Genomic DNA, 14,449 nt, shown 5'->3' on the forward strand with positions numbered 1-14,449 from the left:
TCAGGAGCCACCGGTGGTGGCGTGCGCCTGGCCGTCGGCGCTCCAGGGCGATGTCCCACTGGAGGACGAGGCTCCGGAGCTCGTGCTGCCCGAGGAGCTCGTACTGCCCGAGGAGCCGGTGCTACCCGAGGAGCCGGTGCTGCCCGAGGCGCTGCCGGTGGTGCCCGAGGTGCTGCCGGTGGTGCCCGAGGTGCTGCCGGTGCTGCCGGTGGTGTCCGTGCCGGAGGTGGTGGTGCCGTTTGTCGCGGTGGCGGCGGTGTCGTCGTCCGCGGCGGCGGTGTGCTCGTGGGCGAGGACGCCGAAACCGATGACGCCGGCGGCCGCGACGGCGACCAGACCGGTCGTGACGGGACCTACCCGTCGGATCCCCTGTTCGCGTGTGGCCATCGTCTCCCTCTCACCGGCCGCGCTCCGTGGAAGGAACGCCGATTGGTGATGAGAGTGCGAGCCGAGCCTGTGGGGTGGCTGTGCGCCGCCTGAGCGCAGGCCAAGGGTCCGGTGTCGCGCGGCCGTCAGGCCCAGGTCGCGGCGTCAGGCCCAGTCGTGGCCGTCAGGCCCAGGCCGAGTAGCCGCCCGGCCCCGGATTCGCGCAGCCGTCAGGTCCAGAAGGCGGGCGGCAGGGCCTCGATCTCGCGGGCGGCCTGCTCGAGGTCGGCGGCGATGGGCCGCAGCGCGTCGATGCCCAGCCGGTCGATGACCGCGGCGTTGAGCCGGGCCCGGGCGGCGACGGCCGGGCCGAAGGCGGCGCGGTCACCGTCGTAGCCGTAGGCGTCCAGCAACAGACGCAGCCGGCGGGGCCGGTCGTCGAAGGCGGTGAAGCCCTGCGCTTCGACGACGGCGCGGGCGTGCAGGGGCACCCAGGTCAGCGCGGTGAAGGCGAGGTCGAGCTCGCGGGACGACGGCCCGGCGGTGTCCCAGTCGACGAATCCGACGAGCCGGTCGGCGCCCGCGTCCCACACCGCGTTGAACGGCGAGGCGTCGTGGTGGCCGACGACCAGCCCCGGCTGCCACGGCCGCCCGGACAGCCAGACGGCGCCGGCCGGCGGCACGTAGCCGGCGGTGACGTCGTGCAGCCGGCGCAGCCACGCCCCGACCTGGCCCAGCGCCTCGTCGGAGAACGCCCACGCCGGCCACGGCCGCCGCTCCCCGATCGTGTCTCCGGCAAGCCAGGACAGCACCTCGCGGCCCTGCTCGTCGAAACCGAGCACCCGCGGCGCAGCGGCGAACCCGACCGCGTCGAGATGGCGCAGCAGCCCGTGCACCGCCGGGGTCCAGGGGTTGGCGGGGCGATGCACGGTGTCGCCGATGCGGACGCCCCCGACATGCCGGCCGCCGGGCAGGCGCTGCTCGACTACGTGCTGATCTTCCATGGTTCCGATTTCTAGGCGTGACACTGTGGGACCGCAACCGCTTTTCGGCCCGCGCGATCGGCGCGGTCGGCCCGCGCGATCGGCGCGGTCGCGCGGGCGCTCAGTCCGCGGGTGCGGCGCGCGTGCCGGCGGCGCGTTCATACGCACGCAGGGTGTCGACGACCAGGCGGCGCTCGGCGGGGGTCAACGGTTGGAGGGCCTGGCGCCAGGCGGTGGCGCCCGGGCCGAGCCATCGCTCGATCGCCGGGCGGCTGACGTCGGCGATGCTCACGATCCGCCGCCGCCGGTCGGCGGGATCCTCGCCGCGCTCGACGACCCCGCCCCGGCTCAGGTCGGCGATTCTGACCGGGGTCTAACCGGCGGCGACCATGTCGCGGCGCCAGCGGCGGGGGCTCCACACGTCCTGGTCCTCGCCCCAGCACACCTGACCGTCGAGGTCCCAGCGGGTCATGCCGCACCACGCGAGCATGCTCGGGGACGGGGTGAAGACCAGCCGGCTGACCGCCGTGCCCGTCGCGGACAGCGCCCGGCCCAGCTCGTCGCCGCCGGTGATCCGCACGGTCACGGCCGGCCCTCGCCGTCGCGTTCCACCCGGCGCTCGCCGGTGACCAGCGGGGACCACACACCGTCCCGCATGAGGTAGCCCGTCCACACCCGGTCCGTGCCGTGGCGGTCCGGCCCGGTGATGGCGAGGAACGCCTCGGTCGCCGACGCCGTGCCGTACGCGTAGCCGACGCGCCGCTGCCGCTGGTCGCGCCGCGGCCCCCACGCCCGGTCGCGGATCGCGAAGCAGTCGCCTCCGTCACCCGCGCGTGGTGTCAGGTCGCAGTGGGCGGCTCGCCAGCCGGGGCGGGCTGGTCCTCGGCCGGACGGTCTCGGGGGGACTGGTCCTGGGCCGGCTGGTCCTCAATGGGCAGCGTCTGCCCGGTCTCCAGCAGCGTCTTGAGGTTCGACAGGATCGCCGGCCACCCGCCGCTGATGGACTCCAGCACCGTGCTGCCGGGATCGAAGTCGGTGTGGACGACGGTGAGCTTCACCGTCCCGCCGACCGGCTCGAGATCGAACACGACCCTCGAGCGGCGTTCGGCGCGCACGGTGGCCAGGAACTCGTCCGCGAACCCGAACGCGGCGGCGAACTCGGGGGTGAACGTGTGCCAGGTGTAGGACAGCCGCCGTGGTGGATCGGCCTCGAGGACGACCTGCTCGGGGTCGGCGATCGTCACCTCGCCCTGACGCCAGACGACCGGTGAGCCGGCCTGCCAGTCCGACTCCAGAGCCGCCCCCCAGTAGCGCAGCGTGAAGGCGGGATCGGTCAGCGCCTGCCACAGGCGCTGCGGGGTGGTGTGGATGTAGGTGATGTAGACGAACTCGGTGCTGCCCATCGGCTCGGACTCCCGGTGTTGAGGTGGTGCGGCTACTCCCGGCCGCGCCACGCGTGGTCACCAGACCCGCCGCGAGCACCGCCAGGTGCCGGCTCGCCGACTGGCGGGTCATGTCCAGCCGGGTGGCATGGTGTGGCAGGTGTTCGGTGGCCTCGTTCTGGAGAGGAACTGATCCGTGCGATCACTCCTCGGCCTGGGCGGCCGTCTCGTGGCGGCGGCGGGGCTGCTCGTCCTCATCCTCGCCGGCACCGGTGCGCTCCTCGTCCACGGGCCCGGCCAGGTGCGTGGCTGGGACACCGACGCCGAGCGCTGGTTCGCCGACCACCGCACCGGCGGCCTGGTCCGCCTCACCGCGGACGCGACCTACCTCGCCGACACCTGGACGGTCATCGCCGCGACGGCGGTGCTGGCGGCGGCCGTCGGATGGTGGACGCGGCGCTGGTGGCTGCCGGCGGGGATCATCCTGCTCACCGCGGGGGAGACGGCCGTCTACGAGGCGTCCAACGCCCTCGTGGACCAGCCGCGCCCCGCGGTGCCCCGGTTCGACCCGGGGAACCCGCTGGCCAGCTTCCCGTCCGGGCACACCGCCGCCGCGGTGTGCCTGTACGGCGGCCTGGCTCTCGTGCTGCGCCGGCTCGCCGCGGACGGCCGGCTCGGGCGGCGACCGGCCGGCTCCGGTGCCGGCCAGGGCGGAGGCGTGGGCGGGGGGCAGCCGGCCCTCGGCGCGGCGGTGGATCGGGCCCTCCGCGGCCGGCTGCGCGCCGAGTGCCTGATCCGGCGCGCACAGCGCAGCCGTCTCGCTGACCGGTGCGTGCTGTCAACGGAGGATGTTGACGGCGCGGGCAAGGACGAGGGCGACGACGATGATCGAGATTGTCGACTGGGCCATCATCATGAGCTTGGTCCAGCGGGTCAACGGCATCGTGTCCGTCGGGCTGAAGGCGGTGCTGTTCGTGAACGCGACGAACAGGTAGTCGACGAACGTCGGCTCCCAGCGGGGATCGGCGTTCGCCGGATCGCTCATTTGGGGGAACAGCAGGTCGGGGTACTGCCGTTCGCTCTGCGCCCGGGCGAACGGCCCGCCGCGGTCGAACTCCCAGTACCAGAGGGCGAAGGCGATGATGTTCGTCAGATAGATCGCCGCGCCGGTGCTTAGCAGGGCCGCCGGGTCCTCACCGGCCGTGCCGCGGACCAGGCGGTAGGCGAGCAGGGCCGCGCTCACCCCGTTCGCGGTGGTGACCGAGGCGGCCAGCAACAGGCTCGCCGCCCGCTCCACCGGGTGCTTGCGGGTCAGCCGTACCGGGTTGACCGCGGTCAGCCCCGCCAGCAGCGCGATCTCCAGGCCGGGCAGCAGCCAACGCGGGGTGAGCGTCAGCCGGGACGGCAGCGCCCACTGCAACGCGATCGCCACCACCGTGGCGAGCAGCACCGGCAGCCGCCGCTCGCCGTCGGTAGGCCGCAGCCACGCCGGGACGAGATGCTCCGGCAGCCCGCGGACCTCGTCGACGGCCAGCCCGGTGGCCCGGGCGAACTGCCGCAGATGGATCGGCGAGAGCCGGTCCCACGCGCTGGTGCGCGGGTGCGCCGGCTCCTCGGGACCGTCCGGGCCGCCCGCCCCGGTCAACCGGACTCGCCTGCCGTCGTTGCCGCGGCGAGGGCCAGCTCGACGGCGGCCTCGGCGTGCAGCCGGGTCGTCGGGAAGAGCGGCACCGGACTGTCCTGCCGGCGGACCAGCAGTTCGATCTCGGTGCAGCCGAGAACGACGCCCTCGGCACCCGCGGCTGCCAGCCGCTCGATGACCGCCACGTACTGCCGGCGCGACTCCTCCCGCACGACGCCACCCGCGGTGGTCACCGCGGCCGCCGTGGCGTCCGCGAGGTGCCGCAGCGGGAGAACAGCACACACCGTGCCGAGTGCAGATCGCCGAGCCGCGCCCGGACCAGCTCGTTGGCGAGCCGGTAGTACTCGGCGCTGCTCCCAGCTCATCCCGCCCAGCATCCCGATCGTCAACATCGCGCCGTCGGGTCTCCCTCCCCGGTCGCGGGCGTCCCGGCGGGGCCGGGGAGGGAGCCGAAGGCGTGCAGGAAGGTGTCGACCGCGGCGCGGGCGACGGCGTGCTGCTCGGCGGCGGAGATGACCCGGGTGCCATACCGGCAGCGGGCCTCCAGCGAGCCGGTGAGTAGGGCGGCGAGCTGCTCGGCCGCGGCGGCCGGGTCGCCCGTGCGCAGGTGGCCGGCCAGGGAGAGGCGGGCCAGGCGGTCGGCGAGCGCCTCGGTGACCGGGTCCGATGCCCGGCCGGTGATGATGTCGAGCAGGTCGGGGAACTGGCTGATCTCCGCGTAGAGCAGGCGCCGCAGCGCCCAGCCGCGCTCGTCGCAGTAGCACGCGACGAGCTGGCTGCCGACGTCCTCGAGCGCCGCGCGCAGGTCGCCGTCGTGGTCGCGTAGCCGGTCGACGGCCGCGAGGTTCTTCGCCATCGCGCGGTCCGCCTCGGCGGCGATCGCCGCGCGAAGCAGCGTCTGCTTGTCCCCGAAGTGGTTGTAGATCGTGTGCTTGGCGACGCGCGCCTCGGCCGCGATCGCGTCCAGCGTGGCCTGCGCGTACCCCTCGCGGGCGAAGACCACGAACGCGGTGGCGAGGATCGCCTCGCGCTTGTCGATCCGACCGCGCGCACCCGGCCGGGCGAACGAACCGATGGTGGCCGGCGAACCGGCGGTGGCCGGCGAACCGGCGGTGGCCGGCGAACCGGTGGTGGGCGAACCGGGGGTGGCGGCGGCCGATCCGGCGGCCGCGGCGGGCGTCCTCCCACTCATCGCCACACCGTATCCCATCGCCATCCATCCTCTGCACCGATCAGTGCAGTAGAACCACCCGGCTGGTTCCAGAGAACGAGGCCGCCTGCTACAGTGCACTCGCTGGTGCAGGCTGAGGGACTCGTGAGGTGAGAGATGGCGCAGGTGCTGGACGAGGACCGGTTCGATCCCGCGCTGCGGCGGCTGATCGCTGTCGTGCTGCTCGGCGGGATCATGGGAATCCTCGACGGATCGATGGTGGCCGTCGGGGTCGACACCCTGGCCGCGCGCTTCGACGCCGCGCTCAGCACGATCGGCTGGGTCTCCACCGGCTACCTGCTGGCGCTCACCGTCGCCATCCCCGTCACCACCTGGGCCGTCGACCGGTTCGGCGCCCGCCGGCTGTGGCTGGGCGGCCTCGTCGCCTTCCTGGCCGCCTCGCTCGCCTCGGGGCTGGCCTGGAACGTGAGCAGCCTGATCGTCTTCCGGGTCCTGCAGGGGCTCGCCGCCGGCATCCTCGACCCGCTCGTGCTCACGCTGCTGGCCCGCGCCGCCGGCCCCCACCGGGCCGGCCGGGTGATGGGGCTGATGGGCATGGTCCTCTCGGCCGGCCCGGTTGTCGGCCTCATCGTCGGCGGGGCCGTCCTGGCGCACTTCTCCTGGCGGTGGATGTTCCTGATCAACCTGCCGATCGGGGTCGCCGCGCTGATCGGCGCGCTGCGGGTCATCCCCCGCGACGCGCCGACGGGCGGCGTGTCGACGGGCGAGGTGCCGCGCATCCGGCTTGACGTGCTCGGGGTGGCGCTGGTGGGCCCGGGCTTCGCCGCGGCGGTGCTGGCGCTGTCCCAGGCCGCGGACCGCACGACCTTCGCCGCCTGGCAGGTGCTGCTCCCGCTGATCGCCGCCGTCGCCCTGCTCGCCGGCTACGCCGGGCACGCCCTGCGCCCGGCCGGCGCGCGGCGCACGCCGCCGCCGATCGACCTCCGGCTGTTCACCAGCGGCGGCTTCTCCGCCAGCGTGACGATCATGATGCTGGTCGGGCTGGCGATGTTCGCGAACCTGTTCGTGCTGCCGCTGTACTACCAGCAGCAGCACGGGCACGGCCCACTCGCCTCCGGGCTGCTCGTCGCGCCGTTCGCGGTCGCCGCCATCATCGCCATGCCGCAGTCCGGTCGGCTGTCCGACCGGCTCGGCGCCCGCCGGCTGGTCCGCGCCGGGGCGCTCGTCGCCGCCGTCGGCGAGTTCGCGTTCACCCGGGTGGGCGCGCACACCGCGGAGGTCTGGCCGGCGCTCGCCGCGTTCGTCGTCGGGTTGGGGCTGAGCTTCGTCGGCGCCCCGACGATGGGCTCGCTGTATCGCACGCTGCCGCCGGCCTCGGTGCCGCAGGGCAGCTCGGTGCTCTACATCCTCAACCAGCTCGGTGCCGCGATCGGCATCGCCGTGGTGACCCTCATCCTGGCCACGGTGGGCGACGGCGGCGGCGGCGTCGACGGGTTCCACGGGGTCTACTGGTTCGCGCTGGGCACCCTCGTGATCATTCTGGCCGCCAGCCTGCTCCTGCCCGGCCGCCCAGAGCCGTCGGCGCAGCCGGCCGCCCAGCCGGAGCGGACGGCGGAAGTCCCCGTCTCGTGACCGGAGCCGGCTCGGATGCCGATCCGACGTCCGAAACTCCGGCCGGTGGGCGGGCGGGCCGGCGGGTTGTCCGGCCCGGTGCGGGCACGCCGAGGTCATGACACGTGACCAGCACCATCACGTCCGCTCGGGCCCGGCACCGGCCGCCGCCACGGGGCCCGCCCACGCACCCCTGGGACCGGCACATGCCCGCGCGGGACCGGCCCACGCCCGCGCCGGTGCGCGATCCCGCGCCGCCGGCTCGCCCGTCGACCCCGATCCGGCTCGCACTCCCGGGCTCGAACCGGGCGGTGGCGTGCCGCCGGGGGAGACGCCGCCGGGCGAGGACTCCACCGGCGGCGCGGTCGGCGGCGACCAGCCCAACGCCGAGCCCACGATGCCCAATCGTACCCCGATGATCATCGCGATGACTGCGGTCGGGATGGTCGTCCTGCTCGTCGCGGCATTCTTCCTCTCCGGGGCGGTCGTGCACGTCCACTGATCGTCGGTCGGGCTCCGGCACGCCGTCGCGCAGGTTTCCTCCGGCGAGTACCGTGCAGACTCCTGTTGCCGGAATCCCGACTTCCTGCGCGGGCCGGAACCGGTCCGAAAAGCGCAGGACAGGGCGGGCCGCCGAAAATCCGGAAATAGCCGGTGACGGAGGAATGGTGAGAGGAGTGGGTGATGGCCACGACAGTAGCCGAGATCATGACTCGTGATCCCGCCACGGTGCGGGCGGATGACACCGTGGACAAGGCCGCGCGGCTCATGCGCGAGGTCGACGCGGGCGTGATCGTGGTGACGGAGAACGGCGGCGGTGCCGCCGCGGTGCTGACCGACCGGGACATCACGGTGCGGGTGGTGGCGGAGGACCGCGACCCTCACACCACCCCGGTACGCGACGTCGCCAGTGGCGACATCGAGACGGTGACCTCGGACACCCTGATCGACGACGCGGCCGAACTGATGCGGCTGCGCGCCGTGCGGCGGCTTCCGGTGGTGGACGAGGACCGCATCGTCGGTGTCGTCAGCCTGGGCGACCTCGCCCGGGAGGGGGACAACGAGTCCGTACTCGGGCAGGTCAGCTCGATGCCCGCGAACCAGTGACGGCGGCCAACCAGTGACGGCGGCCGGTCGGTGACGCTGGCCGGTCGGTGACATTGGCCGGTCGGTGACATTGGCCGATCAGTGGTGCCGGCCAACCGGGTGACGTCGGCCCACCGGCGATGCCTGCCGGCGGGGTCGGCTGCTGTGCTCGGCGCCGCCGCGGCGTGAACGACGGGGTCGGGCCGGAAGGCGGTAGCCCCGGCTCGACCCCGTCGCGTGCCGCGTTCGGTGACGGGTGCCGGTCAGGACTTCCCGGACAGTTCCTTCGAGATCGCGTTCGGGCCGTTGTACTGCCGGTCCGGGATCTTCTCCAGAGTCCGGATGAAGGATTCGTCCGCGCCGTTCTCCTTCGCCTTCTTCACGATTGCCGAACGATCGGCCGGGTAGTCGACGCCCTTGAGGAGCTTCTGCGCTTCGATTGCTGTGGTCATGCAGGCATGATGACCCGCCGCCCGGTCGCCGAAACCTCCCCCGCGTAATGCCAGGGAATGTGACCTCGACGTTTCGGAATTCGCTGACGGTACGTGGCGGAGTCAGATGTAGAAGGTCTCGTTCACCACCTCGTCAGGAAGGTGGGCAAGAGCCCGCAGCAAATTTGTGAGGCCTTTCGCTTCTGGCAGGAACTTCTCGGTGTCCACGTTGATGCACAGCAGTGCGATCAGGCCGAATACTCGGTGGTAAATCGGAATGGTCGTGCTTCTTAGCCTGCGGCCGTCCGGCAGACGCACCTGGTAGATGGCTGCCTCGGCGCCCGGCGGGTTCACGATCCGGTCCAGTGTCACGTTGCTTACCGGTGAACCCACCTGTCGTCCGGTGAATCTGTTCTGGATGGCGCAGACCGAACGAAGGGGATCCCGGGTGTCGTGCAGGACGAACTCGATCGGTAGGTGGGCGAACATCGCACCGGCGAGGTTGGTCAGGTTGATCAGCGGTTCGATGAGGTTTCGCTGCTGGGCCTGGGGCCCGTCCATGTGCATCAGTTCCGGGTGAAACTCCTCCTTGACCCGCTGCACCAGTGCGTAGGTGTCCGGAGAGATTTCCACGTCCGGCTGGTTCTGCGCCACCAGGTAGATGAGTTCCACGGCGGCGCGGACGTTCCGGTCGGCGATGACCCGCCGGCAGGCCCGCCGCAGGTATTCGAGATCAAGCCCGACGGGGTATCCGTCCCGCAACCGCACCGGATACTCCGCCATTCTGGCCAGCGGCGTGCCCCGCAACAGGGCTTCGGGGCCGCGCGGCCACCTGGCCGTCTCCCCGGGCAGTCCCGGGTCGGTGCCTGTCGAGCCGGGGAACGGCGGCTTCGTCGTGGGCTTCGCCCGACCCGTCCGCGCGTCCGAGACCCGTCGAAGCAGGAGATTGCTGGCCTCCGTCTCGTCCGCCACGTCGAACAGATCGAAGGCCTTGATGTCGCCGAGCAGCCCGGGCAGGCGGCAGTCCTCGCCCTGACCGGCAGCAGCTTGCGGGCGAACCCGTGGGGATCGCGCTGGTAGGCGAGCTCCCACTCGCGTTGCCCGTAGGCCGACGTGAGGTAGGTCTCCGACACCAGTGCAATCGTGCGTTCCGACTCGGTCATGGCACGTTGCAGGAAGGCCGTCCACCTCGTTCCGGGGGTGAAATCCCATTCTTGCAACAGCACCCGGTAGTCCGCATCCTCGAGCTGCCAGGCGACCCACTCCGCCCAGGCGCGGTCGCTGGTGTGGTAGGAGACGAAGAAGTCGTGCTCGGCACGCCTCCCGGCGCCCTCCGGCTCCGGAACAGCCGCCCCCCGCGGGTTCGTGTCGTCCATGATTGTCAGCATGCCACCCGGCGCCCGGGTCGGATTCGACGCCCCCGGCCCGGGACGCTGGCCAATGTGGGCGATGCCGCAGGGGTTCGGCCCGGGTGAACCGAATCCGCCGTGGGAAAGCCGCCGACCGGCAATCAATTGCCCGGCCCGCGCCGCCGGCCGGACAGCTCAGCCCCACCGGTGGCGTCAGACGTCCATGCGACCAGCTCGTCAACGGCGGTCAGGACGTCCGCCGAGGTGAGGGCCAGCAGGCCGGCTCCGGGCATCGGGGCGAACGGGTCGTCGCGCCAGCCGGCCCAGAGGGCACGATGCCGGGGCCGGTCCGGCGGCGGTCCCCAGACCGCCGGCGGCACCGGACCGAACACGAGGACGGAGGCGGTCCCGTAGGCGGTGGCGAGGTGCCCGACACCGGTGTCGGCGGCGACCACGAGCCGGGCCCCGGCGACGAGTGCGCACAGGTCGAGCAGGTCGGTGGCTCCGGCGAGCACGGCCGCGGGCCCGAGTCCGGCGCCGTGCGCCACCCGCCGGGCGAGTGCCGACTCCGCCGCCCCGCCTGTCACGACGACCTGGTGCCCCCGGTCGGCGAGGCCACGGGCCACCCGTGCCCACCGCTCGGCCGGCCAGCGTCGAGCCGACGCCGCCCCTCCCGGATGTACCAGGGTGATGCCGCGGTCCGCTGCGCCGCGGTCCACTGGGGAGTGGTCCGCTGCGGAGTGGTCCGGCGCCCGACCGGGCAGGTGCGCCGGGGCGCCGGGGCCGTCGGGATCGCGGTGGAATCCGCCGTGCCTGTCGGGCCGGGCGAGCGCCAGGTCGTCCGGGTCGCAGGGCACGCCGTACGCCGCGAGCAGCCGGCACCACCGAACCGACTCCCGTTCGTCCGGCTCCCGGTCCGCGCGGTCTGCGTCGGTCCTGTCGGTCCTGTCGGTCCTGTCGGTCCTGTCGGCGCCGTCGCCGGGATCCCACCGCGGGCCCCTCGGCAGGTCGAACGCCCACAGCGCGTCCGGCCGGAGGGCTCGCAGCGTGGCGGTGGACCGCGGGCCCCGGCCGTGCAGGTTCACGGCCAGCCGCGGCTGCGCGGTCCGCACCGGTCCGAGCGGCGCGGTGTCGACCACGGCGTCGACGGCCCCGGACAGCAGCGCCACCGGCTCCAGCCAGCGGGGCGCGGCGAGCACGAGGTCCACGTCCGGCATCGCCCGGCGCAGGCCGCGCATCGCGGGCAGGCCGGTGAGCAGGTCGCCCAGGCCGAGGGCCCGCAGCACCACGACCCGCTCGCGCCGGGCGGGACCGGCGCTCACGGGTACGACGTCTCCCAGGACGACGTCACCACCAGCTCCCTGATCTCGCAGCCGGGCGGCTGGGCCAGGGCGAACAGCACCGTGCGCGCGACGTCCTCGGGCCGGTTGAGCTTCGCGTCGGGACCCGGTTTGTACTGCTCCTCGCGGTCATCGAAGAAGGCGGTGGTCATCCCGCCGGGCACGAGCAGCGTCACGCCGAGCCGGCCCTTGAACTCCTCGGCCAGCGCCCGGGTGAACCCGACGACGCCGAACTTCGACGCGCAGTACGCCGACGCGTCGCCGGCGACCCGAAGCCCCAGGGTGGATGCGCAGGTCACGATCCGTCCGGCCGAGGGCTCCAGGTACGGCAGCGCCCCGCGGATGACCGCCGCCGTGCCGAACAGGTTCACGCCGACGATGCGTTCCCAGCCGGCACCGTCCAATGCCCCGAACGGCGCCGGCCGGTCGGTTCCCGCGGCGGTGAACACGCCGTCGAGTCGGCCGCCGGTCCGCTCGACGAGCCGGCGGGTGGCGAGCTCGGTGCCGCGGCCGTCGGCGAGGTCGACGATCGCGTGCTCGGCGGACGGGACCGGCATCCGGTCGAGGACGAGGGGCGTCCCCCCGGCGTCGCGCACGGCCGCGACGACCGCGGCCCCCAGCCCCGAGGCCCCGCCGGAGACGAGGACCGTCCCGATCTCGCCCGAGCGGCCGGCCGGGTATGCCGGCGCCGGGTTCGTCCTGGTCGCGTCGAGGGTCACGTCAGGTGCCGCCACGGCGCACCGCCTCTCTGATCATCGATGTGGTGGAGCGGCCGGCGAGGTAGGGCAGGATGACCGCCTGCCCCCGCCACGACTCGACCACCGCCGCCTCCGGCAGGTCGCCGGCCGCGTAGTCGCCGCCCTTCGCGAACACGTCCGGGCGCAACTGCGCCAGGACCGGCGCGGGCGTGTCGTCGTCGAACACGACGACCGCGTCGACGCTGCCCAGAGCCAGCAGCACGGCCGCCCGATCGGCCTGGCTCACCAGCGGCCGGTCGGGGCCTTTCAGACGGCGGACGGACAGGTCGCTGTTCAGGCAGACGACGAGGCAGTCGCCGAGGCGGCGGGCGGCGGCCAGGACGCTGACGTGCCCGGCGTGCAGCAGGTCGAAGCAGCCTCCGGTGCTGACGACCACCCCGCCGCGGGCGCGGGTGCACCGCACCAACTCCAGGGCCGCCGCCATCCCGATGCCGTCGCCGCGCCCGTTCCCGCCGCCGGTCGGCCCCGGACCGTCCCCGCGGCGCCCGTGGCCGCCGGGTCCGCCGCTCCCGCCGCCGCGCTGGCCAATGCCGCGCTGGCCGGACCCGCACTCGCCGTTCCCGTCGCACTCGCCGTTCCTGTCGTGCTCGCCGTTCCTGTCGTGCTCGCCGCTCGAGTCGTCACCGAGCTGGCCGGGCACGGGAGGAATGGCCGACACGCCGCCGGCGGCGAGGAAGGCACCGGCCGCCCTGGTCGCCGCGACGACCGCCTCCGACGGCAGCGCCCCCGCGCCCAGCAGGGCCGCGGCGCTCGCCGCGAAGCGGTCGCCCGCGCCGCACGGGTCGGCGTCGACGGGCTCGGCGGGCGCGACGAGGGGGGGACCGGCCTCGGGACCGACCAGCACCGCGCCGCGTTCGCCCAGCGTGATCGCCGCGGCGCCGGCGCCCCACCGGGTCACCAGCCGGCGTCCGCGGTCGGTGGCCTCGGCGACGGGATCGCGCCGCACCGGGGTACCGGCGGTGAACCCGCGGGCCTCGGCGAGGTTCGGGGTGACCAGCGTGGCGCCGTGGCACGGCTCGCCGCCGCGCGGATGCGGATCCCAGACGAGCGGCACCCCACCCGGGCGGCCCGCGAGGGCTGCGGTCACCGAACGTTCACGCATCAGCCCGCGGCCGTAGTCGCTGACGAGGATGCCCCGGGCGGCGGCCAGGGCCCGCCGGCCCACCTCGGGCAGGCCGCCACGGACCGGAGAGCCGCCGCTGCCGCCGCGGTCGAGTCGCAGCAGGGTGTTCGCGCCCGCGCGCAGCCGGATCTTCTGCGGGGTCATGCCGGTCAGGCCGAGGTCGACGACGGTGATCCCGGCGTCGGCGAGCAGCGCGGCGAGCCGCCGGCCGGCCTCGTCGCCGGCCAGCGCGGTGATGAGGACGACGTCGGCACCGTCGCCCGCGGCCAGGAGTGCGGCCAGTCCCGCCCCGCCCGGCCGGGCGGTGTCGGCCATCTCGTCGAGGACGGGGACCGGCGCGTCGGGAGCCAGTCGCTCCACCCGGCCGGCGACGTCCCGATCCAGCAACGCGTCGCCGACGATCACCAGCGGTCCCGACCGTGGCCGACCCGGCGTTCGTGTCGGCCTTACCCGGACGGATCGATCCGATCCGGTCCCGGTCCCGGTCCCGGTCGAATCGGCCGTCGACGGATCGGCCGTCGACGGATCGCCTCTCGAGGAACGGACGGGGGCGACACCGAGCGCCGCGTCGCAGGCCGCGCAGAGCAGGTGCACGGCGACCAGGTGGGTCTCCTGCACGGTGGCCGTCGACGCCGTCCCCGCTGTGGCGGTCGAGGCCCCCCCGACGACGTCGTCGCAGGCGGCCGCGAGCGGGCTGTCCGCCGCGCCGACCAGCCCCCACGTCGCCATGCCCACCTCCCGGGCGGCCCGGGCGGCGTGCAGCAGGTTGGCACTGCGGCCGGAGGTGGACAGCAGGATCAGCACGTCTCCCGGCCGGCCGTGGGCGCGGACCTGGCGGGCGAACACGTCGTCGTAGCCGAAGTCGTTGCCGATCGCGGTGAGGGCGGAGGTGTCGGCGTGCAGGGCGATCGCGGACATCGGCGGGCGGTCGTCACGGAAGCGGCCGACGAGCTCGGCGGTCAGGTGCTGGGCCTCGGCGGCCGAACCGCCGTTGCCCGCGGCGAGCAGCCGTCCGCCGGCGGCCAGGACGGCGGCCAGGCGTCCACCCCAGGCGGTGAGCCGGTCGACGTCGACGTCGTCCAGTGCCCGGCGCAGCGCGGCGAGATGCTCGTGCCCCGACGGCAGCGGCCGACGGTCGGACCCGATGGGCCCGCCCGGTGCCGCAGCGGCGGTCGCGGCCGGCCACGCCTCGCGGCGCGCGACCACC

General features: G+C 74.1%; 17 protein-coding genes and 1 pseudogene. 3 read left to right on the top strand and 15 right to left on the bottom strand.

Going from position 1 to position 14,449, the window contains the following annotated elements:
* The 9 genes from AC5R91_RS01295 to AC5R91_RS01335 form a co-directional block, all read right to left on the bottom strand.
* Complete coding sequence (locus tag AC5R91_RS01295; RefSeq protein ID WP_495395228.1) at positions 1–387, bottom strand: hypothetical protein; 387 nt, start codon at positions 385–387, stop codon at positions 1–3.
* 209 nt (positions 388–596) lie between these two features.
* Positions 597–1,370, bottom strand: coding sequence for a phosphotransferase (locus AC5R91_RS01300; RefSeq protein ID WP_495395229.1), 774 nt, complete (start codon positions 1,368–1,370; stop codon positions 597–599).
* 100 nt (positions 1,371–1,470) lie between these two features.
* Entirely contained in the window at positions 1,471–1,641 is a 171-nt protein-coding gene (locus tag AC5R91_RS01305; protein ID WP_495395230.1) for a hypothetical protein, read from the bottom strand.
* A gap of 81 nt (positions 1,642–1,722) precedes the next feature.
* Positions 1,723–1,935, bottom strand: coding sequence for a hypothetical protein (locus AC5R91_RS01310; protein ID WP_495395231.1), 213 nt, complete (start codon positions 1,933–1,935; stop codon positions 1,723–1,725).
* A gap of 253 nt (positions 1,936–2,188) precedes the next feature.
* On the bottom strand, positions 2,189–2,752 hold the full coding sequence (locus tag AC5R91_RS01315) for an SRPBCC family protein (RefSeq protein ID WP_495395232.1): 564 nt from the start codon (positions 2,750–2,752) through the stop codon (positions 2,189–2,191).
* A gap of 181 nt (positions 2,753–2,933) precedes the next feature.
* Positions 2,934–3,077, bottom strand: coding sequence for a hypothetical protein (locus AC5R91_RS01320; protein WP_495395233.1), 144 nt, complete (start codon positions 3,075–3,077; stop codon positions 2,934–2,936).
* A gap of 492 nt (positions 3,078–3,569) precedes the next feature.
* Positions 3,570–4,376: a hypothetical protein gene (locus AC5R91_RS01325; RefSeq protein ID WP_495395234.1), complete on the bottom strand. Its 807-nt coding sequence runs from the start codon at positions 4,374–4,376 to the stop codon at positions 3,570–3,572.
* Entirely contained in the window at positions 4,373–4,765 is a 393-nt protein-coding gene (locus AC5R91_RS01330; RefSeq protein WP_495395235.1) for an aspartate/glutamate racemase family protein, read from the bottom strand. Before AC5R91_RS01330 ends, AC5R91_RS01325 begins: the two co-directional genes overlap by 4 nt.
* Positions 4,759–5,565: a TetR/AcrR family transcriptional regulator gene (locus AC5R91_RS01335; protein ID WP_495395236.1), complete on the bottom strand. Its 807-nt coding sequence runs from the start codon at positions 5,563–5,565 to the stop codon at positions 4,759–4,761. The genes AC5R91_RS01330 and AC5R91_RS01335 overlap by 7 nt, the downstream gene beginning before the upstream one ends.
* A gap of 135 nt (positions 5,566–5,700) precedes the next feature.
* On the opposite strand from AC5R91_RS01335, the gene AC5R91_RS01340 reads away from it, so the two are divergent.
* The 3 genes from AC5R91_RS01340 to AC5R91_RS01350 all read left to right on the top strand — a co-directional run bounded on the left by AC5R91_RS01340 (position 5,701) and on the right by AC5R91_RS01350 (position 8,262).
* Positions 5,701–7,176, top strand: a complete 1,476-nt coding sequence (locus AC5R91_RS01340; RefSeq protein ID WP_495395237.1) for a DHA2 family efflux MFS transporter permease subunit — start codon at positions 5,701–5,703, stop codon at positions 7,174–7,176.
* 97 nt (positions 7,177–7,273) lie between these two features.
* Positions 7,274–7,657 (top strand): DUF6480 family protein, encoded by a 384-nt coding sequence (locus AC5R91_RS01345; protein WP_495395238.1) that lies wholly within the window; start codon positions 7,274–7,276, stop codon positions 7,655–7,657.
* Between the two features lie 182 nt (positions 7,658–7,839).
* Positions 7,840–8,262: a CBS domain-containing protein gene (locus tag AC5R91_RS01350; RefSeq protein WP_495395239.1), complete on the top strand. Its 423-nt coding sequence runs from the start codon at positions 7,840–7,842 to the stop codon at positions 8,260–8,262.
* Positions 8,263–8,504: 242 nt separating this feature from the next.
* On the opposite strand, the gene AC5R91_RS01355 is transcribed toward AC5R91_RS01350, so the two are convergent.
* The 6 genes and pseudogenes from AC5R91_RS01355 to AC5R91_RS01380 form a co-directional block, all read right to left on the bottom strand.
* The gene (locus tag AC5R91_RS01355) at positions 8,505–8,693 is read right to left on the bottom strand and encodes a DUF2795 domain-containing protein (RefSeq protein ID WP_495395240.1); all 189 of its coding nucleotides are present in this window, start codon (positions 8,691–8,693) and stop codon (positions 8,505–8,507) included.
* A 102-nt stretch (positions 8,694–8,795) separates the two neighbouring features.
* The gene (locus AC5R91_RS01360) at positions 8,796–9,440 is read right to left on the bottom strand and encodes a PAS domain-containing protein (RefSeq protein ID WP_495395241.1); all 645 of its coding nucleotides are present in this window, start codon (positions 9,438–9,440) and stop codon (positions 8,796–8,798) included.
* 302 nt (positions 9,441–9,742) lie between these two features.
* Positions 9,743–10,060 (bottom strand): annotated as a pseudogene (locus tag AC5R91_RS01365) (toll/interleukin-1 receptor domain-containing protein); the annotation flags it as partial.
* 122 nt (positions 10,061–10,182) lie between these two features.
* Complete coding sequence (locus AC5R91_RS01370; protein WP_495395242.1) at positions 10,183–11,343, bottom strand: glycosyltransferase family 9 protein; 1,161 nt, start codon at positions 11,341–11,343, stop codon at positions 10,183–10,185.
* Positions 11,340–12,095 (bottom strand): SDR family oxidoreductase, encoded by a 756-nt coding sequence (locus AC5R91_RS01375; RefSeq protein WP_495395243.1) that lies wholly within the window; start codon positions 12,093–12,095, stop codon positions 11,340–11,342. Before AC5R91_RS01375 ends, AC5R91_RS01370 begins: the two co-directional genes overlap by 4 nt.
* Positions 12,082–14,448, bottom strand: coding sequence for a PfkB family carbohydrate kinase (locus AC5R91_RS01380; RefSeq protein ID WP_495395244.1), 2,367 nt, complete (start codon positions 14,446–14,448; stop codon positions 12,082–12,084). Before AC5R91_RS01380 ends, AC5R91_RS01375 begins: the two co-directional genes overlap by 14 nt.
* Position 14,449: the final 1 nt, after the last annotated feature.

The organism is Frankia sp. BMG5.60, from assembly GCF_059428125.1.

Excerpts from the sequence above, each read along its gene's own strand:
- AC5R91_RS01295 (WP_495395228.1), bottom strand. The coding sequence starts at position 387 with ATGGCCACACGCGAACAGGGGATCCGACGGGTAGGTCCCGTCACGACC.
- AC5R91_RS01300 (WP_495395229.1), bottom strand. The coding sequence starts at position 1,370 with ATGGAAGATCAGCACGTAGTCGAGCAGCGCCTGCCCGGCGGCCGGCAT.
- AC5R91_RS01315 (WP_495395232.1), bottom strand. The coding sequence starts at position 2,752 with ATGGGCAGCACCGAGTTCGTCTACATCACCTACATCCACACCACCCCG.
- AC5R91_RS01330 (WP_495395235.1), bottom strand. The coding sequence starts at position 4,765 with ATGTTGACGATCGGGATGCTGGGCGGGATGAGCTGGGAGCAGCGCCGA.
- AC5R91_RS01335 (WP_495395236.1), bottom strand. The coding sequence starts at position 5,565 with ATGAGTGGGAGGACGCCCGCCGCGGCCGCCGGATCGGCCGCCGCCACC.
- AC5R91_RS01340 (WP_495395237.1), top strand. The coding sequence starts at position 5,701 with ATGGCGCAGGTGCTGGACGAGGACCGGTTCGATCCCGCGCTGCGGCGG.
- AC5R91_RS01345 (WP_495395238.1), top strand. The coding sequence starts at position 7,274 with ATGACACGTGACCAGCACCATCACGTCCGCTCGGGCCCGGCACCGGCC.
- AC5R91_RS01350 (WP_495395239.1), top strand. The coding sequence starts at position 7,840 with ATGGCCACGACAGTAGCCGAGATCATGACTCGTGATCCCGCCACGGTG.
- AC5R91_RS01355 (WP_495395240.1), bottom strand. The coding sequence starts at position 8,693 with ATGACCACAGCAATCGAAGCGCAGAAGCTCCTCAAGGGCGTCGACTAC.